At 63.7% G+C, this 26940-nt stretch carries 26 protein-coding genes, 1 other RNA gene and 2 pseudogenes; 22 read left to right on the plus strand and 7 right to left on the minus strand.

Annotated elements, in window-relative coordinates:
• Positions 1–98: 98 nt before the first annotated feature.
• The 5 genes from ACSQ84_RS12860 to ssrA all read right to left on the minus strand — a co-directional run bounded on the left by ACSQ84_RS12860 (position 99) and on the right by ssrA (position 3427).
• Complete coding sequence (locus ACSQ84_RS12860) at positions 99–356, minus strand: ribbon-helix-helix domain-containing protein (protein WP_436212017.1); 258 nt, start codon at positions 354–356, stop codon at positions 99–101.
• The gene (locus ACSQ84_RS12865; protein ID WP_436212018.1) at positions 353–541 is read right to left on the minus strand and encodes a DUF4169 family protein; all 189 of its coding nucleotides are present in this window, start codon (positions 539–541) and stop codon (positions 353–355) included. The genes ACSQ84_RS12860 and ACSQ84_RS12865 overlap by 4 nt, the downstream gene beginning before the upstream one ends.
• A 286-nt stretch (positions 542–827) precedes the next feature.
• Complete coding sequence (gene fumC, locus ACSQ84_RS12870) at positions 828–2246, minus strand: class II fumarate hydratase (protein WP_436212019.1); 1419 nt, start codon at positions 2244–2246, stop codon at positions 828–830.
• 96 nt (positions 2247–2342) lie between these two features.
• Complete coding sequence (locus ACSQ84_RS12875) at positions 2343–2882, minus strand: SspB family protein (protein WP_436212020.1); 540 nt, start codon at positions 2880–2882, stop codon at positions 2343–2345.
• Positions 2883–3069: 187 nt separating this feature from the next.
• Positions 3070–3427: a transfer-messenger RNA gene (ssrA, locus tag ACSQ84_RS12880) on the minus strand.
• Between the two features lie 77 nt (positions 3428–3504).
• Between ssrA and ACSQ84_RS12885 the strand changes: the two are divergent.
• The 16 genes and pseudogenes from ACSQ84_RS12885 to ACSQ84_RS12960 all read left to right on the plus strand — a co-directional run.
• Positions 3505–4089, plus strand: a pseudogene (locus ACSQ84_RS12885) (chromate transporter); the annotation flags it as partial.
• A gap of 24 nt (positions 4090–4113) precedes the next feature.
• Entirely contained in the window at positions 4114–4647 is a 534-nt protein-coding gene (locus tag ACSQ84_RS12890) for a chromate transporter (RefSeq protein WP_436212280.1), read from the plus strand.
• Between the two features lie 106 nt (positions 4648–4753).
• On the plus strand, positions 4754–5254 hold the full coding sequence (locus tag ACSQ84_RS12895; protein WP_436212021.1) for a tripartite tricarboxylate transporter TctB family protein: 501 nt from the start codon (positions 4754–4756) through the stop codon (positions 5252–5254).
• 7 nt (positions 5255–5261) lie between these two features.
• Entirely contained in the window at positions 5262–6827 is a 1566-nt protein-coding gene (locus ACSQ84_RS12900) for a tripartite tricarboxylate transporter permease (RefSeq protein ID WP_436212022.1), read from the plus strand.
• Positions 6828–6949: 122 nt separating this feature from the next.
• A complete protein-coding gene (locus ACSQ84_RS12905) occupies positions 6950–7933 on the plus strand; it encodes a tripartite tricarboxylate transporter substrate binding protein BugD (RefSeq protein WP_436212023.1) in 984 nt (327 codons plus the stop codon).
• 193 nt (positions 7934–8126) lie between these two features.
• The gene (locus ACSQ84_RS12910; RefSeq protein ID WP_436212024.1) at positions 8127–8921 is read left to right on the plus strand and encodes a thymidylate synthase; all 795 of its coding nucleotides are present in this window, start codon (positions 8127–8129) and stop codon (positions 8919–8921) included.
• A gap of 20 nt (positions 8922–8941) precedes the next feature.
• Positions 8942–9393 (plus strand): annotated as a pseudogene (locus ACSQ84_RS12915) (GNAT family N-acetyltransferase).
• On the plus strand, positions 9393–9920 hold the full coding sequence (locus ACSQ84_RS12920; protein WP_436212025.1) for a dihydrofolate reductase: 528 nt from the start codon (positions 9393–9395) through the stop codon (positions 9918–9920). The pseudogene ACSQ84_RS12915 and the gene ACSQ84_RS12920 overlap by 1 nt, the downstream one beginning before the upstream one ends.
• 168 nt (positions 9921–10088) lie before the next feature.
• Positions 10089–11237, plus strand: a complete 1149-nt coding sequence (gene hflK, locus ACSQ84_RS12925) for an FtsH protease activity modulator HflK (protein WP_436212026.1) — start codon at positions 10089–10091, stop codon at positions 11235–11237.
• The gene (hflC, locus tag ACSQ84_RS12930; RefSeq protein WP_436212027.1) at positions 11234–12142 is read left to right on the plus strand and encodes a protease modulator HflC; all 909 of its coding nucleotides are present in this window, start codon (positions 11234–11236) and stop codon (positions 12140–12142) included. The genes hflK and hflC overlap by 4 nt, the downstream gene beginning before the upstream one ends.
• A gap of 94 nt (positions 12143–12236) precedes the next feature.
• Complete coding sequence (locus tag ACSQ84_RS12935) at positions 12237–12437, plus strand: DUF2065 domain-containing protein (protein ID WP_436212028.1); 201 nt, start codon at positions 12237–12239, stop codon at positions 12435–12437.
• A gap of 162 nt (positions 12438–12599) precedes the next feature.
• The gene (locus ACSQ84_RS12940; RefSeq protein ID WP_436212029.1) at positions 12600–14117 is read left to right on the plus strand and encodes a Do family serine endopeptidase; all 1518 of its coding nucleotides are present in this window, start codon (positions 12600–12602) and stop codon (positions 14115–14117) included.
• A gap of 366 nt (positions 14118–14483) precedes the next feature.
• Positions 14484–15485: an ABC transporter substrate-binding protein gene (locus tag ACSQ84_RS12945; protein WP_436212030.1), complete on the plus strand. Its 1002-nt coding sequence runs from the start codon at positions 14484–14486 to the stop codon at positions 15483–15485.
• A gap of 3 nt (positions 15486–15488) precedes the next feature.
• On the plus strand, positions 15489–16235 hold the full coding sequence (locus tag ACSQ84_RS12950; protein ID WP_436212031.1) for an ABC transporter permease: 747 nt from the start codon (positions 15489–15491) through the stop codon (positions 16233–16235).
• 74 nt (positions 16236–16309) lie between these two features.
• Positions 16310–17104: an ABC transporter ATP-binding protein gene (locus ACSQ84_RS12955; protein ID WP_436212032.1), complete on the plus strand. Its 795-nt coding sequence runs from the start codon at positions 16310–16312 to the stop codon at positions 17102–17104.
• Positions 17105–17235: 131 nt separating this feature from the next.
• Positions 17236–17961 carry a Crp/Fnr family transcriptional regulator gene (locus tag ACSQ84_RS12960; RefSeq protein WP_436212033.1) on the plus strand — a complete coding sequence of 242 codons (726 nt, stop codon included), beginning with the start codon at positions 17236–17238 and terminating at the stop codon, positions 17959–17961.
• A 132-nt stretch (positions 17962–18093) separates the two neighbouring features.
• Here the strand turns inward: ACSQ84_RS12960 and atzF are convergent, their stop codons facing one another.
• On the minus strand, positions 18094–19473 hold the full coding sequence (gene atzF / locus ACSQ84_RS12965; RefSeq protein WP_436212034.1) for an allophanate hydrolase: 1380 nt from the start codon (positions 19471–19473) through the stop codon (positions 18094–18096).
• Positions 19474–19665: 192 nt separating this feature from the next.
• On the opposite strand from atzF, the gene ACSQ84_RS12970 reads away from it, so the two are divergent.
• Both ACSQ84_RS12970 and ypfJ read left to right on the plus strand, forming a co-directional pair.
• Positions 19666–20373 carry a caspase family protein gene (locus tag ACSQ84_RS12970; protein ID WP_436212035.1) on the plus strand — a complete coding sequence of 236 codons (708 nt, stop codon included), beginning with the start codon at positions 19666–19668 and terminating at the stop codon, positions 20371–20373.
• Between the two features lie 10 nt (positions 20374–20383).
• Positions 20384–21298 (plus strand): KPN_02809 family neutral zinc metallopeptidase, encoded by a 915-nt coding sequence (ypfJ, locus tag ACSQ84_RS12975; protein ID WP_436212036.1) that lies wholly within the window; start codon positions 20384–20386, stop codon positions 21296–21298.
• Positions 21299–21311: 13 nt separating this feature from the next.
• Here ypfJ and serB read toward each other — a convergent pair whose 3' ends face one another.
• Positions 21312–22205: a phosphoserine phosphatase SerB gene (gene serB / locus ACSQ84_RS12980; RefSeq protein WP_436212037.1), complete on the minus strand. Its 894-nt coding sequence runs from the start codon at positions 22203–22205 to the stop codon at positions 21312–21314.
• On the opposite strand from serB, the gene miaA reads away from it, so the two are divergent.
• The 4 genes from miaA to ilvN all read left to right on the plus strand — a co-directional run bounded on the left by miaA (position 22183) and on the right by ilvN (position 26939).
• Entirely contained in the window at positions 22183–23124 is a 942-nt protein-coding gene (gene miaA / locus ACSQ84_RS12985) for a tRNA (adenosine(37)-N6)-dimethylallyltransferase MiaA (RefSeq protein ID WP_436212038.1), read from the plus strand. The genes serB and miaA overlap by 23 nt on opposite strands.
• A 334-nt stretch (positions 23125–23458) precedes the next feature.
• Positions 23459–25234: an acetolactate synthase 3 large subunit gene (locus ACSQ84_RS12990; RefSeq protein WP_436212039.1), complete on the plus strand. Its 1776-nt coding sequence runs from the start codon at positions 23459–23461 to the stop codon at positions 25232–25234.
• Positions 25235–25386: 152 nt separating this feature from the next.
• Positions 25387–26376, plus strand: coding sequence for a threonine dehydratase (locus tag ACSQ84_RS12995; RefSeq protein ID WP_436212040.1), 990 nt, complete (start codon positions 25387–25389; stop codon positions 26374–26376).
• A gap of 20 nt (positions 26377–26396) precedes the next feature.
• Positions 26397–26939, plus strand: coding sequence for an acetolactate synthase small subunit (gene ilvN / locus ACSQ84_RS13000; protein ID WP_436212041.1), 543 nt, complete (start codon positions 26397–26399; stop codon positions 26937–26939).
• The last annotated feature ends 1 nt before the right edge of the window (position 26940 follow it).

The following is a 26940-nucleotide window of genomic DNA, read 5'->3' on the forward strand; positions in this document are numbered from 1 at the left end:
CATTATGCCGGAAATGGCGGAAATCGAACAACAATGGCATCGCGCGGCTGCGGAATGGGCCAGGCGCCGGTCGGCAAAGCCATCGGCGCCAGGCCAAATCAGGCCTGCGGTCGCGCATCCGGGCCGGCTGCGGCCGGCATGGCGCGGGTGCGGAAATAGTCGAGCACGAACAGACGTATCGCCGAGGATAAATTGCCCTGCTGGCGGTTGCTGTCGATCTCGCCGACCAGTTCGGACAGCGTCATGTTCCGCAGGCCCGAGATTTCCTTCATGCCGTTCCAGAACGCCTCTTCGAGGCTGACGCTGGTCTTGTGGCCGGCGACCACGATCGAACGCTTCACGACCGGGGACTTCATGATGCGTCTCCGCCGTCGATACGATGTTGATCAAGCAAGCTCCCGGCGCGATCCTTGGCATGTTCATCAAGCGCGCGCTCGGATTTGGTGCGGCCGAACCGTGCACGGTTGGCATCGGCCTTTTTGGCCGACGCTTCGCGCTCGTTCCGCTTCTTGAATCGCTTCAGGTTGATCACGTCCCCCATGCTCGCCTCCATCATCCGGCGAATTGAAGGTGTGATGATTTATTACGCGGGTCATTACGTAGGCAAACGTGATCACGCCGCGCGCGCGCAAACTCGATGGTCATCAGAATCCCCGTGTGGTGCTCTGTGATAGCATCAAAAAATAAATTTCGCCCTGCGAATACTAAATAATTCGTGCTCGTACCATGCGTCGGCGCGATGGCGATAGATGAACAAGCTCATTCTTTAGCGGTTATGATCAATAATCATACACACGCGCCCGTAGTTTCCCGGGGGCGCGCGAGCCTCAGCCCGGGCGCGTCATCTTGTCGGGCTGCACCAGGCGATCGAACTCGGCCGCAGTAACGAACTCCAGCCGCACAGCCTCGTCCTTCAATGTCGTTCCGCGCGCATGCGCCGATTTGGCAACCTTGGCGGCGTTGTCGTAACCGATTTTGGGCGCGAGTGCCGTCACCAGCATCAGCGAACGCTCCATCAAATCGCGGATGCGCTTTTCGTCGGCGCGTATTCCCACCACGCAATGCTCGGTGAAGGAGCGAACCACGTCCGACAACAATTCGATGGAATTCAACATACAATATGCCAGTACCGGCTTGTAGACGTTCAGCTCGAAATGGCCCTGGCTGCCGGCAACCGTAATGGCGGTCTGGTTGCCGAACACCTGGCAGCAAACCATGGTCAGCGCTTCGCATTGGGTGGGATTGACCTTGCCCGGCATGATCGACGAACCCGGTTCGTTTTCAGGCAGGATCAATTCACCGAGACCGGAGCGCGGGCCCGATCCCAGCAGGCGAATATCGTTGGCGATCTTGAACAGGCCGGTCGCCACCGAGTTGATCGCACCGTGCACCAGCACATAGGCATCGTTGGATGCCAGCGCCTCGAACTTGTTGGCGGCACTCGTGAACGGCAGTTTCGTAATCTTGGCGACGTGCCTTGCGAATATCCTCGCGAATTTCGGCTTCGAGTTGAGGCCGGTGCCCACAGCGGTGCCGCCTTGCGCCAGCGGAAACAGATCCTTCACCGCCACGCGCAGCCGCGCGATGCCGCTCTCTACCTGTGCAGCATAACCGGAAAATTCCTGACCCAGCGTCAGCGGCGTCGCATCCTGAGTATGGGTGCGGCCGATCTTGACGATCCTGGCAAATGCCTTTTCCTTCTTGCGCAGTTCGCGCTGCAGTTCGCTCAGGGCCGGGATCAGATCGTCAATAATGCGTCCGGCGGCCGCGATATGCATCGCGGTCGGAAATGAATCGTTCGAGGACTGGCTCATATTTACGTGATCGTTGGGATGAACCGGCTTTTTGGCGCCAAGTTCGCCGCCGAGCACCTGGTTGGCGCGGTTGCCGATCACCTCGTTGAGATTCATGTTGGTCTGGGTGCCGGAACCGGTCTGCCAGACCACCAGCGGAAAATGATCGTCGAGCTTGCCCTCGATCACTTCGCGCGCGGCGCGGGCGATGGCGGTGGCGCGGCGTGTGTCGAGCAGGCCGAGATCGCGGTTGGTCTGGGCGGCGGCGAGTTTGACGATGCCGAGCGCGTGGACCAGCGCGATCGGCATGCGGTCATGGCCGATGCGGAAATTCTGCCGCGAGCGCTCGGTCTGTGCGCCCCAGTAGCGATCGGCGGGGACGTCAATGGGCCCGAAACTGTCGGTTTCGCTGCGGGTGGATTTGGATCGCGGGGATGTTGCTCGTCGGGCCATCAATGAATTCCGTTACGCGGGGATGCGGAACGTTATTCTACAGCGTCGCGAATTTTCCCGCGCCTAGATTGTCTCCAGGTACTGTCCGGCGGAAATCTATTTCTTGCGGAAACGATCCAGCCGCACCACTTCCGCGCCTTCGCTCGGCTTGGCCGGTTCATCCTTGCTGTCGTCCTTGCTCTCATCCTTGACTTCGGCGGTTGCGGCCGGAGCAGGGACGGTCAGGGCGGATGGCGCGGGAACAGCGGGCAGGTTGGCGGTGGGCGTTTCGGCGGCCTCGTCGGATGGTTCGAATTGCAGCCCGAACTTCACCGAAGGATCGAGGAAGCTCTTGATCGCCGCGAACGGAACCACCAGCCGCTCGGGGATGCCGCCGAACGACAGACCGACCTCGAAGCGATCCTCGGTCACCACCAGGTCCCAGAACTGGTGCTGCAGGATGATGGTCATCTCTTCCGGATATTGCGCCAGCAGCCGCGGCGACAGTTTGACGCCGTCGGCGGTGGACAGGAAGGTGATGAAGAAATGATGCTCGCCGGGCAGGCCGTGCTCGGCAGCGTCGGTCAGCACGCGGCGCAGCACCCCGCGCAGCGCGTCGCGCGCCAGCACGTCATAACGGATGTGGTCGGTTGCCATGGTGGTCCTGTTACATTGAGATGGCGGCGGCGCCGGTCGCCCGACTCGCCTTTGCCCCATGCTACCCCGGCGGCGGCGGCAGGTCAGCAGGCGTCGTCGTCGGAATGTGCCGGCAGAAGCGTTTTCGCCGAGTGGCAAATCACAAGAAAACTGCCAAGTAAACTCGCAAGAAAGCAGCCCAAATTAAAGTGGAGGCTTCTGTTGCCAGGTGCCTCCGAACCCCGCCCAGCGGAGCTTAACCCACTAGGACTTTAGACTTGGTCTTTCAAACTGCGTTACGCAGCCTGAGCAACCGGAGCATAGTTGTCGTTTGCAACTATTGCATAGCCCGATAACGGCGGAACCATACCGGGAAAAAACACGTCCTTTACGCCCTCGTCGATCCTGTTTCGCCCCCGCCGAAACCCGCCTTCAGGGGGTGGGCTTGGGTGGAGGCGCCGGGTACTGCCCCCGGGTCCGAATGGTTTATTGCGACGGCAATTTATTTCCATAGCCGGCGAACCGGCAGCTCTAATATAAGGGCAAATGGCGAGAAAAACAGGGCCGGGATGGGCCTGGAACGCACGGGAACACGCCGAATTGGGATTGGCCTCGGCGGTGCCGCCGTTCTAGATTTCGGTTCATGGCCTCGCAATCCCCGCCGGCCGCCGTCCCGGCGCCGGATATCCCTGTACTGCACCCGCCAAAACAGCCCGGCCTGCTTGAGCTGTTCGTGGCGTTCGCCAAAATGTCGCTGGCCGGCTTCGGCGGGGTACTGGTCTGGGCCCGCCGCGGTATTGTCGACCAGCATCGCTGGATGACGGCGGAAGAATTCAACGAAACCTTTGCGCTGTGCCATTTTCTGCCAGGGCCGAATATCGTCAATTTGTCGGTCGTGTTCGGCGCGCGCTTTCGCGGCATTGCCGGCGGCATCGCGGCCTTTGCCGGGCTGGTCGGCCCACCGATGGTGATCGCCACCATCCTCGCGGCGCTGTATGCGCGCTACGGCGAGATCGACGCGCTGCGGCGGATCCTGGCAGGCGTATCCTGCGCGGCGGTCGGGCTTCTGATGGCGGTCGTCTTCAAGATGATGATGCCGCTGATCAAAAAGCGCGACCTGGCCGGCCTCGTCATGCTGCTCGCGGTGTTCGTTGCGATCGGCCTGCTGCGGCTGCCGCTGCCGACGGTGCTGCTGGTGGCGGTCCCGCTCAGCCTCGGTATCACCTTTTTTTCTGCATCGGCGGGTGGCCGCATGAATTCAGACAGCCATCCGGTTTCGACGCTCGTTTGGACTTTCGGTTTGATGTCGCTGTTTGCGGTTGGCGGCGCGAATTCGGCCATACCCGAGATGCATCGGATCGCGGTCGATGTTCACCACTGGATGAATGACAAGCAATTCGCCGATATCTTTGCCATTTCCCAGCTCTCGCCAGGGCCGAACGTGCTGATCGTGACGCTGATCGGTTATTCCGTCGCGGGCGTTGCCGGCGCGCTGGCCGCGACCTTGGCGATGTGCGGTCCGACCGCCGTGCTTGCCTATTTTGTGAGCGGCCTGCTGCAGCGGTCGAGCCATTCCCGCTGGCCCGCCATCATCCAGGCGGCCCTTGTTCCGCTTTCGATCGGCCTGATGGGCGCCAGTGGCCTGATTTTGGCGCTGACCTCGGACCGGAGCTGGGTGGCCGGACTGGTAACGGCGGCAGCCGCGATTCTGGCCTTTGCCACGCGGCTCAATCCGGTCTGGATATTGCTTGCCGGGGGCGCTTTGGGTTTTGCTGGCGTTATCTGAGGAAAATGGCTAGGCAAGACCTTGGGACCTGTGCACAAACGCCATCCAATCAGAAACGCCATCCAATCAGAGCGGGCGGGAAGCCCTGTCGGGGGGAGAGATATCGATGAGTGATACGCCGAGCCACGGGCCGGTCAATTCCATCTTGCCGAAGTGGATTCGCGGCCCGCAGGACTTCATCGGCGGGGTTGCGTTGATTGCAATCGCGCTGTTTGCGCTGTGGGCGTCGAGCGATTTGCAGGGCATGCGGGGCTTCTCGTTCGGAGCCGGAACCGCGCCGCGCATGTTCGCCTTTCTGTTGCTTGGCCTCGGCGTTGCGGTGACGGTCATGGGCGTCGTCACCGAGGGCGCCCACCTGGCGAAGTACCATTGGCGGGGCCCGCTCTTCGTATCGATGGCGATCCTCTCCTTTGCGTTCTTGATCCGCCCGATGGGTCTGATCGTCACCGCATTATCGAGTTTCCTGATTGCGGCGTTGGGCTCTCCCGAAACGAAATGGACGGAAGCCATCATCGTCGGCGTGTGCCTGACCGCCTTCTGCAGCCTGTTGTTTCCCTACGCGCTCGGTCTGCCCTTGCAGATGCTGCCCAAATTTATGATCCGGTGAGGGTGTGATGGGAGAAGTCTTTTCAAACCTTGGCCTCGGCTTCGGTGTCGTATTCCAGCTCGTGCAGTGGACCCCCGCTTTCCTCGGCGGTATGTCTATTCCCATTCCCGTCAACATTCTGCTGTGCCTGATCGGCGCATTGGTCGGAACGCTGGTCGGCGTGCTGCCGGGCATCGGCACCATCGCCACGGTCGCCATGCTGCTGCCGATCACCTTCGGCCTGCCGCCGGTCGGTGCGCTGATCATGCTCGCAGGCATCTACTACGGCGCACAATATGGCGGTTCGACCACCTCGATCCTGGTCAACATTCCAGGCGAGGCGGGCTCCGTCGTGACCGCGCTCGACGGTTTTCAGATGGCCAAGAAGGGACGGGCGGGTCCGGCGCTGGCGATCGCGGCGATCGGCTCGTTCTTTGCGGGCTGCGTCGCGACCGTTCTGATCGCACTGCTGGGCGCGCCGCTGACCAAAATCGCGCTGGCGTTCGGGCCGGCCGAATATTTCTCGCTAATGGTGCTCGGCCTGATCTTCGCGGTGGTGCTCGCCAAGGGGTCGGTGCTGAAGGCGATCGCGATGATCGTGTTCGGCCTGCTGCTGTCGATGGTCGGGTCCGACATCGAGACCGGCGCGTCAAGGATGGCCTTCAATATCCCCGAACTCGCGGATGGCCTCGGCTTTGCCACCGTCGCGATGGGTCTGTTCGGCTTCGCCGAGATTATCCGCAATCTCGATGCGGGCGGTGAAACCGACCGCAAGCTGGTGCAGCAGAAGGTGACCGGCCTGATGCCGACCAAAGCAGACCTCAAGGCTGCTGCGCCCGCGATCGGGCGCGGCACGGTTTTGGGATCGATCCTCGGCATTCTGCCGGGCGGCGGCGCGGTCATTGCATCGTTCGCGGCCTATACCCTGGAAAAGAAAGTATCGAAGCACCCGCAGAAGTTCGGCCACGGCGTGATCGAGGGCGTTGCGGCGCCGGAAAGCGCCAACAACGCGGCGGCGCAAACCTCGTTCATCCCGCTGTTGACGCTCGGCATCCCGCCGAACGCTGTCATGGCGCTGATGGTCGGCGCGATGACCATTCACGGCATCGTGCCGGGACCGCAGGTGATGCAGAAGCAGCCCGAGCTGGTCTGGGGCATGATCGCTTCGATGTGGGTCGGCAATTTAATGCTGCTGATCATCAACCTGCCGCTGGTCGGGATCTGGGTGCGGCTGTTGCGTGTGCCCTATCGGCTGATGTTTCCCTCGATCGTGGTCTTCTGCGCGATCGGCATTTATTCGGTGAACAACGCGCCGACAGACGTCATGCTCGCCGGCGCGTTCGGGCTGGTCGGATATTGGCTGATCAAGCACGATTTCGAGCCGGCGCCGCTGCTGCTCGGCATGGTGCTCGGACCATTGATGGAAGAGAACCTTCGCCGCGCGTTGCTGATCTCACGCGGTGACTGGTCGGTTTTCCTGACCCGTCCGCTGTCGGCGTTGCTGATGGCCATCGCTGCAGCCTTGCTGGTGCTGGCAATACTGCCATCGCTACGCAAAAAGCGCGACCAGGTGTTCGTGGAGTCCGAGAACTGACCTGCGTCGGCTCGCCGCAGTCCGAAGTCCACTCGACTTCGTTGGTCCTATCATGAAATGGGAATGCCGGCTGATTGGGCCGGCGTTTCCCGCAATGGCAAATAGATAACTAGGGGAACGAGATGAAACTGTATGGTCGCTTACTGGCGGGCGGTTGCCTGGCCGCGCTTGCCGGGTTGGTCGCTCTTGCCGCGCCGGCGCAGGCGCAAAACTATCCCGCGCGCAGCATCACCATGATCGTGCCGTTTGCGGCGGGTGGTCCGACCGACGTGATCGCGCGCATCGTCACCGGCCATATGGCGCAGACGCTCGGCCAGAGCATCATCATCGAGAACGTGGTCGGCGCCGGCGGCACCACCGCCACCACGCGCGCAGCGCGCGCCGCCAATGACGGCTATACGCTGATCACCGGGCATATGGGCACGCACGCGGCCTCGGTGCCGCTCTATCCCAAGCTCGCCTATCATCCTGAAAAGGATTTCGAGCCGGTCGCGCTGCTCGCCGGCACGCCGATCCTGATCCTGGCGCGCAAGGATTTCGCGCCCAAGGATCTCAAGGAATTCGTCACTTACGTCAAGGCGAACGAAACCAAGATCAACGCGGCGCATGCCGGTGTCGGTTCGGTCTCGAACGTGTCGTGCGAGTTGCTGAACTCGGTGCTGGGGGTCAAGCCGGTCGGCGTGCCCTTCAACGGCACCGGACCTGCGATGAACGCGCTGGTCGGCGGGCAGGTCGACTACATGTGCGACCAGATCGTCAACGCCGTGCCGCAGATCAATGGCGGCACCATCAAGGCCTATGCGGTCGCCACCGCCGAGCGTAATCCGTCGCTGCCCAATGTTCCGACCACCACGGAGGCCGGCCTGCCGGCGTTCCAGGCCCAGGCGTGGAATGCGATTTTTGCGCCCAAGGGCACGCCGGCGCCGGTCATCGCCAAGCTGAACGAGGCGGTCGTCAAGGCACTCGACGATGAGAACGTCCGCAAGCGGCTGCTCGATCTCGGCAGCGTGATCCCGGGCCCCAAGGACCGCACGCCGGAGGCGCTGACGGCACTGGTGAAGGGCGAAATCGCGAAGTGGACGCCGGTTCTCAAGCCGGCAAATTAATATTCCAATCAATCGGATAGGCGAGGGGCGGGACGCAGGTTCCGCCCCTTGTCGTTTCGGGGGTGGAACAACATTTTCGGGGTATAATCAGGACGCAGCCGAATCGGCGCTGTCGATCGCCGGCACCGGCCGCTAAATTGGCCTTCCCGAAAGGCTTGCGCAACCGTCGCCAAGAAGACCGCAAGAAGACCACATGAATCAGTACCACGACCTGCTCGAACGGATCCTCGCCGACGGCGCTGAAAAGCACGACCGCACCGGCACCGGCACGCTGTCGATCTTCGGTCACCAGATGCGCTTCAACCTCGGCGCCGGGTTTCCGATGCTGACCACCAAGCGGCTGCCGCTGAAGGCGATCGTGCACGAATTGCTCTGGTTCCTGGCCGGCGACACCAACATCAAATATCTCAAGGACAACGGGGTTTCGATCTGGGATGAATGGGCTGACGCCAACGGCGATCTTGGCCCGGTCTATGGCTCGCAGTGGCGATCCTGGCCGGCGCCCGACGGCCGCCGCATCGACCAGATTTCCAACCTCATCGACATGATCAAGCGCAACCCGGATTCGCGGCGGCTGATCGTGAGCGCGTGGAATCCGGCCGACGTCGACAAGATGGCGCTGCCGCCCTGTCACTGCCTGTTCCAGTTCTACGTCGCGAACGGCAAGCTGTCGTGCCAGCTCTATCAGCGCTCGGCCGACGTGTTCCTCGGCGTGCCCTTCAACATCGCGTCCTATGCACTACTGACCACGATGGTGGCCCAGGTGACGGGATTGAAGGCGGGCGATTTCGTGCACTCGCTTGGCGACGCGCATCTCTACTCCAATCATCTCGATCAGGCGCGGCTGCAACTGACGCGGCCGACGCGGCCGCTGCCGGTCATGAAGATCAATCCGGAGGTAAAGGACATCTTCGCGTTCCGTTACGAGGACTTCGCGCTCGAGGGCTACGACCCGCACCCGCATATCAAGGCCGCGGTGGCTGTATGATCAGCGGTGTGGGCGATTGAATGTCACTCGCTATCCGCCGCGCGCGTTCCGATGAGGCCGGACTTGTCCTCGCTCTGGTTCGCGAACTCGCCGAATACGAAAAGCTGCTCCACGAGGTCGAAGCCACCGAAGCAGACATCGACGCGGCGCTGTTCGGCAGTCATCCGCGGCTGTTTTGCGAGATTGCCGAGTGGGAAGGGGAACCGGTCGGGTTCGCGGTCTGGTTCATCAATTTTTCGACCTGTTCGTCCGTCCGGCGCAGCGCGGCAGGGGGATCGGCAAGGCGCTGCTGGCTGATCTTGCCAGGCAATGCGTCGAGAATGGCTGGTCGCGGTTGCAATGGTCGGTGCTGGACTGGAATACGCCGTCGATCGAATTCTACAAATCGCTGGGTGCAGTCTTGATGGACGAGTGGACGGTATGCCGGGTCAACGGTCCGGCGCTGACGGCGCTGGCGCGGGGCGCACGCTGATGGAGATCGTCCTCATTGCCGCGATCGCCGAGAACGGTGTGATCGGCGCCGGCGGCGCCATCCCGTGGCGGCTGAAATCCGACATGCAGCGGTTAAAGGCGATGACGATGGGAAAGCCGATCGTGATGGGCCGCAAGACCTTCCTGTCGTTTCCTCGCCGGCCGCTCCCCGGGCGGACCAACATCGTGGTCACGCGCGATGCCGCCTACCGCGCCGACGGCGCCGTGGTCACGACTTCCCTTGCCGACGCCGAGGCGATCGCCACCGGCGATGCGCTGCGACGTTTCGCCACTGAGATCGCGATCCTCGGCGGCGCGGAAATCTATGCGCAATGGATCGATCGTGCCGACCGGCTGGAAATCACCGAGGTGCATGCCCGGCCCGACGGCGATACGCGTTTCCCCGCAATTGCGGCTTCCGACTGGGAAGAGGTGGCGCGCGTGCGGAATCCGGCCGGTCCCGACGACAGCGCCGACTTCTCCTATGTGACATTTCGCCGGCGCGGCCCGCGTCAATTGCCGCATTAACCTCGCTAACCAATGTTTGCATTGACAATTTTGGCCTCAGGCATAGCTGCTTTGGTCATAAGCTTGCGTTGTAAGGACCCGGGCGGTCCCCTATAAAGCCGGGCGGACATACGGGGCTGGGCAACTTGCCCAATCAGGCGGACCTGGGCCCGCGGAGGAGACTTTTAGATGCCGTGGAAGAATCAAGGCGGGGGCCCGTGGGGCTCGGGTCCGAAGGGACCGTGGGGCAACGGTCCGCAATCGGTTGGGCCGCGCCCGCCCGATCTTGAGGATCTTCTGCGTCGCGGCCAGGACAAGATCCAGCAGCTGCTGCCGGGCGGCCATTTCAGCGGCATGGGCATCGCGCTGGTCCTGATCGGCGCGCTGGCGATCTGGTTCCTGTCGGGGTTTTTCCGCGTTCAGTCGGAAGAACTCGGCGTGATCCTGCGCTTCGGCAAGCACATCAAGACCGTGCAGCCGGGCCTGAACTATCATCTGCCCTATCCGATCGAGACCGTGCTGCTGCCGAAGGCGCTGCGCGTGTCGACCATCTCGATCGGCATGACGCTGATCAGCGATCCGTCCGGGCGCGGCCGCACCATGCGCGACGTGCCGGAAGAAAGCCTGATGCTGACGGGCGACGAGAACATCGTCGACGTCGATTTCACGGTGTTATGGCGGATCAAGCCCGATGGCGTCGGCAATTACCTCTTCAACATCCAGAATCCTGAAGGCACCGTGAAGGCGGTCGCCGAAAGCGCGATGCGCGAGGTGATCGGCCGCTCCATGATCCAGCCGATCCTGACCGGCGCCCGCACCTCCACGGAAGCCGGCGTGCAGGAGCTGATGCAGAAGACGCTCGACAATTATGGTTCGGGGATTCAGATCACGCAGGTGCAGATGCAGAAGGTCGATCCGCCCGCGCAGGTGATCGACGCGTTCCGTGACGTGCAGGCCGCCCGCGCCGATCTTGAGCGTCTGCAGAACGAGGCGCAGACCTACGCCAACCGCGTCGTTCCCGACGCGCGGGGCCGCGCAGCGCAAATCCTGCAAGTCGCTGAAGGTTACAAGGAGCAGGCGGTTGCCGAGGCCAAGGGCCAGAGCGCGCGCTTCCTCAAGGTCTATGACGAATACTACAAGGCAAAAGACGTGACGCGGCAGCGAATTTATCTGGAGACGATGGAGCGTATCCTCAGCAACGCCGAGAAGCTCGTCTATGACGGCGGCCCGTCGGCGCAGAACATGGTGCCGTATTTGCCGCTCAGCGAGTTGTCGCCGCGGCGTGCCCCGGCGCAGCCTACCACGGGTCAGCAGCAGCAGCAGGGAGCCAACCGATGAGGTCTCCCGTCGCAGGCATTGTCCTCCTGATAACGCTGTTTGTCGTCGTTATCGTCGGCTACAGCTCCGTCTTCACCGTGGACCAGACCCAGCAAGTGCTGGTGGTGCGGCTCGGTGAGCCCATCCGCGTCGTCACCGAACCGGGCCTCAACTTCAAGGCGCCGTTCATTGACACGGTCATCTCGATCGACAAGCGCATCCTCGATCTGGAAAATCCGTCGCAGGAAGTGATCGCCTCGGATCAGAAGCGGCTGGTGGTCGATGCCTTCGCCCGCTACCGCATCAAGAACGCGCTGCGCTTCTATCAGAGCATCGGCACGATCCAGGCGGCGAACATCCAGCTCACGACGCTGCTGAACGCGTCGTTGCGCCGCGTGCTGGGCGAGGTTACTTTTATCCAGGTCGTACGTGACGAACGCGAAGGCCTGATGCTGCGGATTCGCGATCAGCTCGACAAGGAGGCCGACGGTTACGGCATCCAGGTCGTCGACGTGCGGATCCGCCGCGCCGATCTGCCGGAGCAGAACAGCCAGGCGGTCTACCAGCGCATGCAGACCGAGCGGGCGCGCGAGGCCGCCGAGTTCCGCGCCCAGGGCGGACAGAAGGCGCAGGAGATCAGGTCCAAGGCCGATCGTGAGGCGACCGTCATCATCGCGGAAGCCAATTCGACGTCCGAACAGACGCGTGGTGCCGGCGACGCCGAGCGCAACCGGCTGTTCGCCGAGGCCTATGGCAAGGATCCGGAATTCTTCGCCTTCTACCGCTCGATGTCGGCCTATGAGACCGGGCTTCGCAGCAACGACACCCGCTTCCTGCTGCGGCCGGATTCGGAGTTCTTCCGCTTCTTTGCCAATTCGGCCGGCCACCCGCCGGCCGCCGCCGCGCCAGCCGCGCCGAAGCAATAGCTCTCCGGCCGGCCACACAACACATCAGGCGAAGCGGATGCCGCTTCGCCTGCGATAAAGCGAGACGCGCGTCCAGCGGGGAGGTTGCCATCCGATGAGGTCCATAGCGTTTGCCGACTTCCTCATCGGCATGGGAATCCTGTTTGTGCTGGAAGGCCTGATGTTCGCGGCAAGCCCGGCCTGGATGCGCCGGGCGATGAAGAGCGCGATGGCGACGCCGGACAACATTTTGCGCGGCGTGGGCATCGGATCGGCGGTCGTGGGCCTGCTCCTGATCTGGCTGGTGAGGCGCTAGCGCTCCGGGCCGTGCCGACCTTGGCGAATCGCCTGCGGAATCAACGAAATCGTGAGCCGCCGATGGCCGGTTTTTCGCCGAATTGCCCGGTTCAAATGCTTGCGCCTCAGGCCAATTCGGGGGCACTGTGGACCCAAATCGACCCGCTGGAGAGAAGCTGACATGACCGGTGCCAGACCCGCCCTGAGCCGTCGCCTGCGCATGATGGGAGCTGCGATCTCGCTTGGCGCCGCCGGCGCTCTCGCCGCGGCGCCGGCCTTCGCACGGGGCCCGGACGGCATCGCCGACATCGCCGAAAAGGTGATCGACGCTGTCGTCAACATCTCGACCTCGCAAAACGTCGAGGCCAAGGGCGGAGGCGGCGGCAGCGACCGCCAGACCACGCCGCAATTGCCGCCGGGTTCGCCGTTCGAGGAATTTTTCGACGACTTCTTCAAGAACCGGCGCGGCGGCGCCCCCAAGGGTGGCGAGCGGGGCGAGATGCAGCCGCGCAAGACCAATTCGCTCGGCTCCGGTTTCATCATCGATACCGCCGGCGTCGTCGTGACCAACAATCACGTCATCGCAGATGCCGACGAGATCAACGTCATCATGAACGACGGCACCAAGATCAAGGCCGAGCTGGTCGGCGTCGACAAGAAGACCGATATCGCGGTGTTGAAATTCAAGCCGGTGAAGCCGCTGGTCGCGGTCAAGTTCGGCGAGTCCGACAAGCTGCGTCTCGGTGAATGGGTGATTGCGATCGGCAACCCCTTCAGCCTCGGCGGCTCGGTGACGGCCGGTATCGTCTCGGCGCGCAACCGCGACATCAGCCAGGGTCCCTACGACAGCTACATCCAGACCGACGCCTCGATCAACCGCGGCAATTCCGGTGGCCCGCTGTTCAACCTCGAGGGTGAAGTGGTCGGCGTCAACACGCTGATCATCTCGCCGACCGGCGGCTCGATCGGCCTCGGCTTCGCGGTGCCCTCCAAGACCGTCATCGGCGTGGTCAATCAGCTCCGGGAATTCGGCGAATTGCGCCGCGGCTGGCTCGGTGTCCGCATCCAGCAGGTCACCGACGAGATCGCCGAAAGCCTCAACATCAAGCCGGCGCGCGGCGCGCTGGTCGCCGGCATCGACGACAAGGGCCCGGCGAAGCCCGCCGGGATCGAGCCCGGCGACGTCGTGATCAAGTTCGACGGCAAGGACGTCAAGGACCCGAAGGACCTCTCGCGCGTGGTCGCCGACACCACGGTCGGCAAGGAAGTCGAGGTCGTCGTCATCCGCAAGGGCACCGAGGCGATCAAGAAGGTAACGCTCGGCCGGCTCGAGGATAACGAGAAGGTGCAGCAGGCCGCCGCCAAGCCCAAGGACGAGCCCGCCGCCGAGAAGCCGGTGACGCAGAAGGTGCTTGGCCTCGATCTGGCCGCCCTGAGCAAGGATCTGCGCGGCAAATACAAGATCAAGGACAGCGTCAAGGGCGTGGTCATCACCGGCGTTGATAATGCATCCGATGCCGCCGAGAAGCGGCTGTCCGCTGGCGACGTCATCGTCGAAGTGGCGCAGGAGGCAGTGACGAACACGGCCGACGTCAAGAAGCGGGTCGATCAGATCAAGAAGGACGGGCGCAAGTCGGTTCTGCTGATGGTCGCCAACGGCGAAGGCGAGTTGCGCTTCGTGCCGCTGCTCGTGCAGTAGGTGTTCCGCGGAAGGGCGGCGTTTTGCGTCGCCTCTCCTGTGCTGACGGACGGCGTCTCGACCGGCCAGCCTGACCGTAACCCAATCAAGCGATGACCCGACGTCGTGGCCGGGATGCGAAAGCATCCCTGGCCGCGTCATGTCGCGCCTGCCCGCGCCCAATGTCGATTAATTGCTTCCTTGGACGGAGGCCATGACCGACGATCCGCATCTCGGACAACAGCGGGACCACCTCAACGGTCCCAACAGGCTGGCCGGGAGGTCCAAGGGAGGACGCGGGGTTTGCGGGTGGGACCGGTCAGGGGCCGGCGCCATCATTGTCACCAAGCATGCCGTCAGACCCCTGGCGGCCCACGGAGATCACTCATGCCGCGCGCCAGACCCATCCCCGTCGTCATGTTTGCGGCATGTGCCGCGCTCTGCTGGTCGATCGTCGCGCCCACGATGGCCGCGGCGCAGGAACTTGTGAAAGCGCGGCTGGCGCAGAATCTCGGCCCGATATCCGGACTGGTCATCGTTGCCAAGGCGAAGGGCATGTTCGAAAAGCAGGGGCTCGATATCTCCGTCGCCAACTTCACCTCGGGCAAGCAATGCCTGGATACAGTGCTCGGCGGCGGCGCCGATTTCGCGACCACGGCCGAAGCGCCGGTGACCGCCGCGGCGATGGCCAATCAGCCGATCGCATTCGTCGCCGGCATGGAATATTCCGATCTCAAGACCATGACAGCGGCAAAGGCCGGGATCAAAACCAAGGCCGATTTGCGCGGCAAGAAGATCGGCTTCACCGCGGGCACCGGCAGCGAGGTCTACACCTCGACGCTGCTGAAGGCCGCGGGCCTGACGCCGGGCGACGTGACGCTGGTCAACCTCCGGCCGCAGGAAATGCTGCCGGCGATGGCGGCCGGCAGCATCGACGCCTTCGATACCTGGGAGCCGCATATCGCCAACGCCAGGAAGGCGCTTGGCGAGAACGCGGTACTGCTCGACACCAAGGGTCTTTATTCCGAGACCTTCAACATCGTCGTGACGCGGCCGTATCTTGAGGCCAACGGCCCGCAGGTCCAGAAGTTTCTTCGCGCCTTGCTCGACGCCGAGGCCTGGCTGAAGGCGAACCCGGACGAGGCGATCGCGACCATCGCCGATGCCGTCGGCATGAAGCGTGACGAACTGGCAGCGATCTGGCAGGACTATATCTACCGCGTCCGCATCGACGATCAGTTGCTCGGCATCCTCAAGCTGCATGCGGCATGGCGGCTGGAGAGCGGCAACCACCCGCCGGGCGCGACGATGCCTGACTTCGCCAAGGTACTCGCACTCGAACCGCTGCGCGGCATCGATGCCGGCCGCGTCACCGTCTCGGCCAAATAGAACATGAAGCGGCTCAACATCCTGGTCGGCGCGCTCTCGATTCCGCTCTTTATCGTGGCGTGGGAGGTGGTCGCGCGGTCGGGGGTCGTCAACGCCGTGTTGTTTCCGCCGCCGTCCGTCGTCGTAGTTGCCGTGCTCGAATGGGTGCGAAGCGGGCAGTTCTTTCTGGATCTCGGCGCGAGCCTCTATCGCGTCGTGACCGGGTTCGTGGTGGGAGCGGCGCTGGGCATCGCACTCGGCGTTCTCACCGGGCAGTTTGCGCTGGTATCGAGCCTGCTGTCGCCGCTGTTTCATATCCTGCGGCCTATACCGCCGATCGCGTTCGTCCCGATCGTGATCCTCTGGTTCGGCCTGTCTGAAACCGGCAAGCTGTTCCTGGTGGTCTGGGGCGTGTTCTTCACGGTATGGCTCTCCACCCACATCGGCGTGCAGAAGGTCGACCGCGGACTGATCCGCGCGGCGCAGATGCTCGGAACGCCGCGGCGCCAGATGCTGCAGGAGATCGTGCTGCTCGGCGCCTTGCCCTACATCGTGGTCGGGCTTCGAACCGCGATCAGCATTTCGTTTTACACGCTGGTGGCGGCCGAACTGGCGGGCGCCTTTGCCGGCATCGTCTACCGGATCGAGATCGCGCAGCAGAATTTGCAGACCGGTCAGGTGATGGGCGGATTGGCCGCGCTCGGGTTGATGTCGTTTGTCGCCGACCGGCTGTTCGCGGCGGTCGCGGAACGCACGGTGTGGTGGCGATGAAGCAGATGGGACATCGATCCGAACCGGCGTTGACGCTTGCGCATCCACGGCCGTCGCTTGCAGGAGAGCGCGCGGTGGCCCGCACCATCATCAGCGTCGCCGATCTCAGCATCGTGTTCGACACGCCGCAGGGACAGGTGATCGCGGTCGATCGGGTGACGTTCAGCGTGGAGCACGGCGAGTTTGTCTGCATCGTGGGTCCATCCGGATGCGGCAAGTCGACGGTGCTCAACGCCATCGCGGGCCTGGAGACGCCGTACAGCGGCGCGGTGATGGTGGACGGCAGGCCGATGCAGCGTCCGCGGCCCGATGTCGGCATGGTGTTCCAGCAGCCGCATCTGTTCCCCTGGAAATCCGTCCGCAGAAACATCGCCCACGGCCCGCGCATGCTGGGCAAGTCGCGCAGCGAGGCCCGGGCGATCGCCGATGGCCTGATCGAGATGATCGGTCTCAATCGCTTCGCCGACGCCTATCCGCACACGCTTTCCGGCGGCATGCAGCAACGCGTGGCGATCGCACGCGCGCTTGCCAACCAGCCCCGCGTGCTGTTGATGGACGAGCCGTTCGGCGCGCTCGACGCCCAGACCCGCAGCGTGATGCAGGACAGCCTGCTCGAACTGCGCGAGCGGATCGATGCAACGGTCGTGTTTGTGACGCATGATATCGACGAGGCTATTCTGCTGGCGGACCGCGTCCTGATCATGAGCGCGGGCCCCGGACGCATTCTGCGCGATCTCGGTATCAAGCTGCCGCGGCCGCGTTCCAACGCCATCATGCTCGATCCGGCCTACCTCGCGCTAAAGAAAGATTGCCTCGAGCTGATCCGCTCCGAAGGCCGCCGCGCCTTCGATCAGTCGAGCGCCGGCTAAAGCGTTTTCAAAGCGAAGTGGATACCGGTTCGCGTTCAAGAAAACGCGTCAAACCGAAGGCTCTAACGGCGCCAAATCGTGCCTTCTTGGCACGAGTCTTGAATTGATTAGCGCAATTCAAGGAGGCGATCATGACAGCAGCACTTGCCAGAACCGCAGCCGGCATCATGCTGGCGGAATCGGACAGCCTCGTCCGCCCGCTGCCGGGTCTGCTGGATGAATTGTGCGAGGCGGATCGGCTACGGCTGCGTGGAATCGGCCGCGACAAGCCTCTCGAGGCCGGTCAGTTCGTCTGGCAACAGGGTGATGGTCAGACCGGAATCTATTTGATCCGATCCGGCCGCATTCGCAGCTACTATGTCGCCCCCTCAGGGCGCGAGGTGACGCTGGCCTACTGGTTTCCGGGCAACTTTGTCGGCGGCCCGGATTTGTTCGGCACCGGACCGCATATGTGGACGTCGGTGGCGGTTGAGGCGAGCGAGCTGACATTTCTGCCGGGACCGGCGCTGAAGAAGATCGCGCTGCAGTCCGCGCCGCTCGCGGTCGCGCTGCTGGACGCGCTCGCGTTCAAGGCGCGGTGCTACTCGGCGATGGCGCAGATGCTGGGGACGCGCTCGGTCACCGAACGGCTGCATCGCCTGCTGATTTTCCTGTCGCGGATACACGGCATCCGCAACGGCCGCGAAACCACCATCGCGGTGCCGTTTACCCATGGCGACCTCGCCAATCTGATCGGCTCCACCCGGCAATGGGTCACGGTTCAGCTCGCGCGCATGCAGCAGCGCGGCATCATCCGGTATCACCGCGGGCTGATCTCGATCCTGAACATGCCGGCGCTGGATCTGGAGGTGGTCTAGAACGAGACGAGATTAGGTTCGGCGGCGACGGCGAACCATTCTTCTCGCACCCGGGATACAACATATCGTGGGTGCTGCGAGCCGAGGGGCACAATCCATACTGTGCATGGGGTTGTTTTCGCGATTTTTTGCTTAAGCCTCGGCGGCGCGCGACATCAACGCGAGCGGCGCGCCGGGTTTGCCTGCTTCGAGCCGCCGCGCCAATGCGATCAACGCCCGGTCGGACCAGGCCGGTGCCAGCAGTGTCACGCCCATGGGAATGCCGTTCGGCAACACGCCGTTCGGGATCGCCACCGCGCACAGGTCCAGCAGATTGGCAAAATAGGAGTAGTGGCCGAGCCGGTTGTTCAGCGTGACCGGATCGCCGTGCATCTCGTCCAGCAGGAACGGGCGCGGCGCCGTTGGCACCACCAGCGCATCGACACCGGCGAGGAGGCCTTGCGTTTGCCGGCGCAGCCGCAACAACCGGTGCATCGCGGTGAAGGTATCGATCGCCGAATAGCTGCCGGCCGTTCGAAGCACTGTCTTGGTGACGTCGAGCAATCGATCGGTATCGACCTCCATCAGGGCTGATATCGACGCGCGTCGTTCCGCAACCCAGGGGCCGGCGAACATCATCTCGCCGGCCTCGGCAAACGGTGCAAAATCGATCTCGACCGCGGTGCCGCCGAGAGTGGAAAACCGGTCGCAGGCCTGCTCGTAGAGCGCGCCGCATTCGGGCATGCCGAAGAATTCGAGATCCTTGGCCATCAGGCGGCCGAACTTGAACTTGCCGGCGGCGAGGACGCCGGAAGCCGCCGGCGCAGGCCGGCTGTACGGATCTTCGGGATCGTAGCCTTGGATGACGTCCAGGATCGCGGCGCCGTCCTGCACTGAATTACAGAAGATTGAGACGCAGTCCAGCGTCGGGCAATTCGGCACCAGGCCGCGCGACGATACCAGCCCGACCGTCGGCTTGATGCCGACGACGTCGTTGAACCCGGCGGGAATGCGGCCCGAGCCGCCGGTGTCGGTGCCGAGCGCGAACGTGACGTGCCCGGCGGCGACCGCGACCGCCGAGCCGGAACTGGAGCCGCCCGAGACGTAGCGCGGGTCCGCGACGCTGGCGCAGGAGCCGTAGGGCGAGCGCGCACCGGAGAGGCCGGTGGCGAGTTGGTCGAGATTGGTCTTGCCGATGCAGATGGCGCCGGCCGCGATCAGGCGTTCGACGCTTTCGGCTGATCGTGCCGGCATGTAGCGGAATGCCGGGACCGCCGCCGTCGTCGGCATGCCCGCAACGTCGATATTGTCTTTGACGCCGAACAGGACACCGAGCAGCGGCAAGCTTTCGCCGGCGTCGGCGCGCACCATCAGCGTGCGGCAATGATCCTGCGTCTGTGCGATCGGGCGGACATGGATCCAGCAGTTGCGGTCACGCTCGGCCTCGATCCGCCGATAGGCGATCTCGATGGCCTGCAGCGGGTCGCTCCCGGCAAGAGAGGACGATGCGAATCGAAAATTGACCTGGTTCACCCGAAGAACTCCACCCGCGCTGCTTTCGCCAAAGTTGGGCGAGGGGAGTGCCACGAACAAGCAATTAAATGCTTCGTGCTCTGGTGCGGCGGTCGTTCACGCCGTCACGAACGCACCGCGTCGTCGCGATCAAGGTCCAAACCCCGTCCTGTTGACTATCCCGTGGATAGGTGGCCAGATGAGGCCGTCGGATTGGCAATTGATTATTACGCTGTCGATTTTTTGGTTGGCCTAACACCACCCATGCTGAAAAAACCACGCCTCTGGTTGCTGGTCGCCATCGTCGCTTTGGGCACGATGGCCGGGACGTCCTTTGCGGTTGCGGCCAGCCGGGTGGCCCTCGTGATCGGGAATGGCGCCTATCAAAGAGTGCCGCGGCTTCCGAATCCGCTGAATGATGCGTCCGATGTGGGTGCCTCACTCGAACGGCTCGGGTTTTCCGTTCGCCGATTGACCGATGCAACATTCGACAACATGCGCCGGGCATTCATCGAATTCGGGCGGGAAACAACAGGATCCGAGATCGCCATCATCTTTTTTGCAGGACACGGCATCGAAGTCGGGGGCGAGAACTGGCTGCTTCCCGTTGACGCCGAATTGCGCAGCGATCTCGATGTAGCGAGCGAAGCCATCAATCTCAAAACCTTGATGCTGCAAGTTTCCAAGGCGAGCCGGCTCGGCTTTGTGTTGCTCGACGCGTGCCGGAGCAATCCGTTTGCGGCCAGCATGCAACGCTCGGTGCGAACCCGCACGGTGGAGCGCGGATTTGCCCGGGTTGAACCGGAGGACAATATCCTGGTGGCTTATGCGGCGAGGGAGGGCACGACGGCCGGTGACGGAAACGGTCGCAACAGCCCGTACACCGAAGCTCTGTTGAAGAATAGAGGCGCCGGGCGTTGAAGTCACTTTCATGTTGCGACGGGTGCGCGACGCCGTCATGAGCGCGACCAACCGTCAGCAGCAGCCTTATTTCTCCGGCTCGCTGTCGAAAGACGAGATTTATCTCAAGCCCGCCAATCCAACCGTTCCTCCGCCGGCGAAACCGGCGGTCACAGCGATAGTGCCTACAACTCCGGTCACACCGAGTATCAGTGCGCCGCCGGAACCGGCGGTCGCGGCGATCGCGCCGGCGCCTCTGGCCACACCGAAAATCGGCGCGCCGCCCGACGAGATGGGGAGCCTGATTAGCGGCGTTGTCGGCGAGGTCGATGACCGCTGGGGCGAGATATTTCAAGCGACCGGGCTGTCCTATTCGGGGCCGCGGATCGTGCTGTTTCGGAACGCCACCAATGGCGGACGCTGCGGCATGGTGCAGTCGGCGACGGGGCCGTTCTACTGCCCGGCGGACAAGCAAATCTATCTCGACACGCATTTCTTCCGTGAGGTCGAGACGCGCTTTCGCGGTTGTACGGGCAATGCCTGCAAATTCGCGGCTGCCTATATCATCGCACACCAGGCCGGCCATCACGTTCAGAACCTGCTCGGTATCCTGCCGCGCGTGAAGAAGCTGCAGGAGCAGGCCAGCAAGGCGGAGGCCAACGCGCTGCAGGTCAAGGTCGAACTGCAGGCGGATTGCCTGTCCGGCGTCTGGGTCAACCGCGAGGAAAACAAACGCCCTGGCTTGATCGAGCCCGGCGACATCGAAGCGGCGTTGACCACGGCCGCGGAGATCGGCGGCGACACGCTGCAGCGGCAGACGACGGGCAGGGTGGTGCCCGATTCATTCACCCATGGCACCGCGGCGCAGCGCAAGCAATGGTTCATGACCGGCTACAAGCAGGGCACAGTACAGGCCTGCAACACGTTTGCTGCTGGGGCATTGTAGCGCGTAGCGTAGACTACGCTCCCACGAACTCATCGCGCCGATAGCCCTGCGCATAGAGCAGCGCCGTGAGATCGCCGTGATCGATCCGGGCCGCTGCGGCCGCCGCCACGGCCGGCTTGGCGTGGTAGGCGACGCCGAGGCCGGCGGCCTCGATCATGCCGAGATCGTTGGCGCCATCGCCGGTCACCAGCGTGTCGATACCGTCGAGATCGAAGGTTTCGCGCAGCTCAATCAGCGTGGCAAGCTTGGCGGCGCGGCCCAGGATCGGCTCCGTCACCTCGCCGGTCAGCTTGCCGTCTGACACCTTCAATTCGTTGGCGCGGTTTTCCTGGAACCCGATCATCGCGGCAACCGCGTTGGTGAACAGCGTAAAGCCTCCCGAGATCAGGCAGGTGTAGGCACCATTGGCGCGCATGGTCATGACCAGTTCGCGGCCGCCCGGCGTTGCCGTGATGCGCTTCTTCAGGACCTCATCGACCACGCCGACCGGCAAGTCTTTCAGCAATGCGACGCGCTCGCGCAGCGCCGGCTCGAACTCGATCTCGCCGCGCATTGCGCGCTCGGTGATGGCGGCGACATGCGCCTTCAGTCCGGCGAAATCGGCCAGCTCGTCGATGCATTCCTGGCCGATCATGGTGGAATCCATGTCGGCGAGAAAAAGCTTCTTGCGCCTGAGCGCGACAGGCTGCACGACAATGTCGATCGGCAGGTCGCCGCGCGCCTCGCGCAGACGGGCCTCGATCGCCTTGATATCTTCGCTACCAGTAAAAGGAATATCGACCGCGACCTCGTCGAACAGCCATTGTGCGGTGCCGGGCGAGGGCAGAACGGCCAGCGCACCGTCGACGATGGTGGAGTCGAGGGCGGGGTCGACGGGATTGCAGATGAGCGTGGCGACCAAGGACATGCGGGCGAATTCGCTATTTGGGAGCAAGGCCGTGCTTATCGCAGGGCCGACTGCCAGCGGCAAGTCGGCGCTGGCGCTGGCGCTGGCGCAAAAGACCGGCGGCGTCGTCATCAACACCGATTCCATGCAGGTTTACCGCGATCTGCGCATCCTTACGGCACGGCCGACGCCGGAAGAGGAGGCGCTGGCACCGCACCGGCTCTATGGCCATGTCGATGCGGCCGTGAATTTTTCGGCCGGGGCCTGGGTCGCGGATGCCGCCAGCATGTTGGCGGAGGCGCAAGCCGCAAAACGTCTGCCAATCTTCGTCGGCGGTTCCGGGCTGTATTTCAAGGCGTTGACGCGCGGGCTGTCGGCCGTGCCGCCGATTCCGGCCGCAGTGCGCGAGGGCGTGCGCGCGCGGCTGGAACGCGACGGCGTCGAGGCGCTGCATGCCGAACTCGCGACGCGGGATCCGGTCTCGGCGGAACGCCTGAAGCCGCGTGATCGCGTCCGCATCGCGCGAGCACTCGAAGTGGTCGAGGCCACCGGCCGCGCGCTGAACGACTGGCACCGCGAAGGCCTGCCGCCGCTGCTGCCGCCAGGCGAATTCAGCGCGCTGTTTCTGGCGCCGGAGCGCGACCAGCTCTACGCGCGGATCGATGCGCGGTTCGATGTGATGCTGGCGGCCGGCGCGCTGGAGGAGGTGAGGGCGCTCGCGGCACGGCATCTCGACCCGCTGCTGCCGGCGATGAAGGCCCATGGTGTGCCGGCACTGATCCGGCATCTGAAGGGCGAGATCACCCGCGATGAGGCCGCCGAAATCGGCCGCGCCGACACCCGCCACTACGCCAAGCGGCAATTCACCTGGTTTCGGCATCAATTGCCGGAGTTTGAGTGGGTGGCGCCGGAGGCGGCACGGGGGTGGCTGGAGACGTAGCCCGGTTGCGGGCCCCGCATGGCAGGGAACAGTAAATTCGCACTCGCCGAACGGCCGGAACCCGGTTACACTGCCACAATCGCGCTGAAAGCGTCCTTCCCTTGACTTCCGGGGTCTGGACGGTATAACCCGCGCAACCTTTGGGAAGTCCGAGCCGACAAATGCGTAATATTATTACCAAACTCCTTATCGTAGTCGTACCCTGGCGCACCGCCCGGGATGGCTGAGGCCATCCAAATTCAGGCGGTGTGCATGGGGGCCTCTGGGGCCCTTTTTTATTTCCCGAAATCCAAACCGACCAAGCCGCGCAAACACAGCGCATCCGGAGCAAGCCATGACCGATAGCAGCCACGATCCGAACCAGATGACCGGCGCCGCGATGATCGTGCGCGCGCTCATCGATCATGGCGTCCAGCATTTGTTCGGCTATCCCGGCGGCGCGGTGCTTCCGATCTATGACGAGATCTTCCAGCAGAGCGAAGTCGAGCACATCCTGGTGCGGCACGAGCAAGGCGCCGGCCACGCCGCCGAAGGCTATGCACGCTCGACCGGCAAACCGGGCGTCGTGCTGGTGACGTCCGGCCCCGGCGCCACCAACATGGTGACGCCGCTGACCGATGCGCTGATGGATTCGATTCCGCTGGTCTGCATCACCGGGCAGGTGCCGACGCATCTGATCGGCAATGACGCGTTCCAGGAATGCGACACCGTCGGCATCACCCGTCCCTGCACCAAGCACAATTGGCTGGTGCGCGACGTCAACGATCTTGCCAAGGTGCTGCACGAGGCGTTCTACGTCGCCACCACGGGCCGTCCCGGCCCCGTCGTGGTCGACGTGCCAAAGGACGTGCAGTTCGCCACCGGCACCTATCATCCGCCGCGCAAGTCCGACGTGCATGTGTCCTACTCGCCGCGGGTGAAGGGCGATGCGGCGCAGATCCGCAAGGCCGTGGCGTTGCTCGCCGGCGCCAAGCGCCCGGTGATCTACTCCGGCGGCGGCGTCATCAACTCGGGGCTTGAAGCCTCGAAACTGCTGCGCGAGCTGGTCGAGGTCACCGGCTTCCCCATCACCTCGACCTTGATGGGCCTCGGCGCTTACCCCGCGACCGGCAAGAACTGGCTCGGCATGCTCGGCATGCACGGCACCTACGAATCCAACATGGCGATGCATGACTGCGACGTCATGCTGTGCGTCGGCGCGCGCTTCGACGACCGCATTACCGGCCGAACCGACGCTTTCTCGCCGGGCTCGAAGAAGATCCACATCGACATCGACCCGTCGTCGATCAACAAGAACATCCACGTCGACGTGCCGATCATCGGCGACTGCGCCAACGTGCTCGGCGACCTGCTGCAGGTGTTCAAGGCGGAAGCCAGGAAGCCGAATATCAAGGCGTGGTGGCAGGAGATCGCCGTATGGCGCGCGCGCAACTCGCTCGCCTACAGGAAGAACAGCGAGGTCATCCTGCCGCAATATGCCATCGAGCGACTGTTCGAGGCGACGCGCGGCCACGACACCTACATCACCACCGAAGTCGGCCAGCACCAGATGTGGGCGGCGCAGTTCTTCGGCTTCGAGGAGCCGCACCGCTGGATGACGTCAGGCGGCCTCGGCACCATGGGCTACGGGCTGCCTGCGGCGCTCGGCGTCCAGGTCGCGCATCCGGACAGCCTCGTGATCGATATCGCGGGCGATGCCTCGGTGCAGATGACGATGCAGGAGATGTCGACGGCGGTACAGTTCGAACTGCCGATCAAGATCTTCATCCTGAACAACCAGTACATGGGCATGGTCCGGCAGTGGCAGCAGCTGCTGCACGGCAACCGGCTGTCGCATTCCTATTCGGAGGCGCTGCCGGATTTCGTCAAGCTCGCGGACGCGTTCGGCTGCGTCGGCCTGCAGGCGATCAAGCCCGGCGATCTCGACGGCGCGCTCAAGGAAATGATCTCGGTCAAGCGCCCGGTGCTGTTCGACTGCCGCGTCGCGGCGCTGGAAAACTGCTTCCCGATGATCCCGTCCGGCAAGGCGCACAATGAAATGCTGTTGCCGGCGGAAGCGACCGATGAGGCGACCGCCGCGGCCTTCGCCGGCGGCAAGGCGCTGGTGTGAGGATGATAGACACAAACTCTGCTGTCATCGCCCGGCTTGACCGGGCGATCCAGTACGCCGCGGCGTCTCGGCGATTCTCTGGCGTCTCTGGAATACTGGATCCCCGCTTTCGCGGGGATGACGAGAAGATGGAAGGTTGACAGGAAACGAAGATGTTTGATCTGGGGCAACTCGAGCGCGCACATCAGGTCGTCGGGGCAGCGATGCCGCCGACGCCCGCGCATGCGTGGCCGCTGCTGGCGCAACGGCTCGGCGCCGACGTCGTCGTCAAGCATGAGAACCACACCCCGATCGGCGCCTTCAAGGTGCGGGGCGGGCTGGTTTATGTCGAGCGGCTGCAGCGCGAGCGGCCGCAGACCCCCGGAATCATCTCGGCGACGCGCGGTAATCACGGCCAGAGCCTCGCCTTCTCTGCGCGCCGTTACGGCGTGCCGGTGACGATCTACGTGCCGCGCGGTAACTCGGTCGAAAAGAACCAGTCGATGCGCGCCCTCGGGGCCAATCTCGTCGAGCATGGCGAGGATTTTCAGTCCGCCCGCGAGGAATGCGAGCGCCACGCCGAGCGCGAGGGGCTCGAACTGGTGCCGTCCTTCCATCGCGACCTGGTGATGGGAGTTACCACCTATGCGCTTGAACTGCTGCGCGCCGCGCCGGACATCGATATTCTCTATGTTCCGATCGGGCAGGGCTCCGGTATCTGCGGCTGCATCCTGGCGCGCGACCTGCTCGGGCTAAAGACGGAAATCGTCGGCGTGCAATCGACGGAAGCGCCGTCCTACGCGCTGTCGTACGCGGCCGGCACCGTGGTGAAGACCAATAGCAGCAACACGCTGGCCGACGGCATGGCGACGCGCGTCCCCGATCCGGAAGCGCTCGCGATCATCCGCAAGGGCGCCTCGCGCATCGTGCAAGTGACCGACGACGAAATCGCCGACGCGGTGCGGGCCTATTGGACAGACACCCACAATCTCGCCGAGGGCGCCGGTGCCGCCGCACTAGCGGCCGCCCTACAGGACAAGGCAAAGCTGCGCGGCAAACGCGTCGGGCTGATTCTGTCCGGCGGCAATATCGATTTCGATCTGTTCTGGAAATGGATCGCCCGCAACGAAAATGTCACCGCCGCCGCCACGGCGCTGGTGTAAGCCGAAATTTGGGGACGACAATGAACCAGCCCGCATCCGCATACTTTCTCGAAGATCGCCACGACCCGAGCGAGTCGCACACGCTCTCGGTGCTGGTGCAGAACGAGCCGGGCGTGCTCGCGCGCGTGATCGGGCTGTTCTCCGGCCGCGGCTACAACATCGAGAGCCTCACCGTCTCCGAGACCGAGAGCCAGAAACATCTCTCCCGCATCACCATCGTCACCACGGGCACGCCGATGGTGATCGAGCAGATCAAGCACCAGCTCGACCGCATGGTGCCGGTCTACCGCGTCGTCGACATGACGCTGACCGGCCGCTCGATCGAGCGCGAACTCGCGATGGTGAAGGTGCGCGGCGGCGGCGATAACCGCGTCGAGGCGCTGCGGCTCGCCGACGCGTTCCGCGCCCGCGTGATCGACGCCACCACCGAGAGCTTTGTGTTCGAGATCACCGGCAATTCCACCAAGATCAATCAATTCATCGACCTGATGCGCCCGATCGGACTTGTCGAGGTGTCGCGCACCGGGGTTGCCGCGATCGGGCGCGGGCCCGAAGGGATGTGAA

Origin of the sequence: Bradyrhizobium sp. LjRoot220 (assembly GCF_964252915.1) — a bacterium.
GTDB lineage: Bacteria > Pseudomonadota > Alphaproteobacteria > Rhizobiales > Xanthobacteraceae > Bradyrhizobium.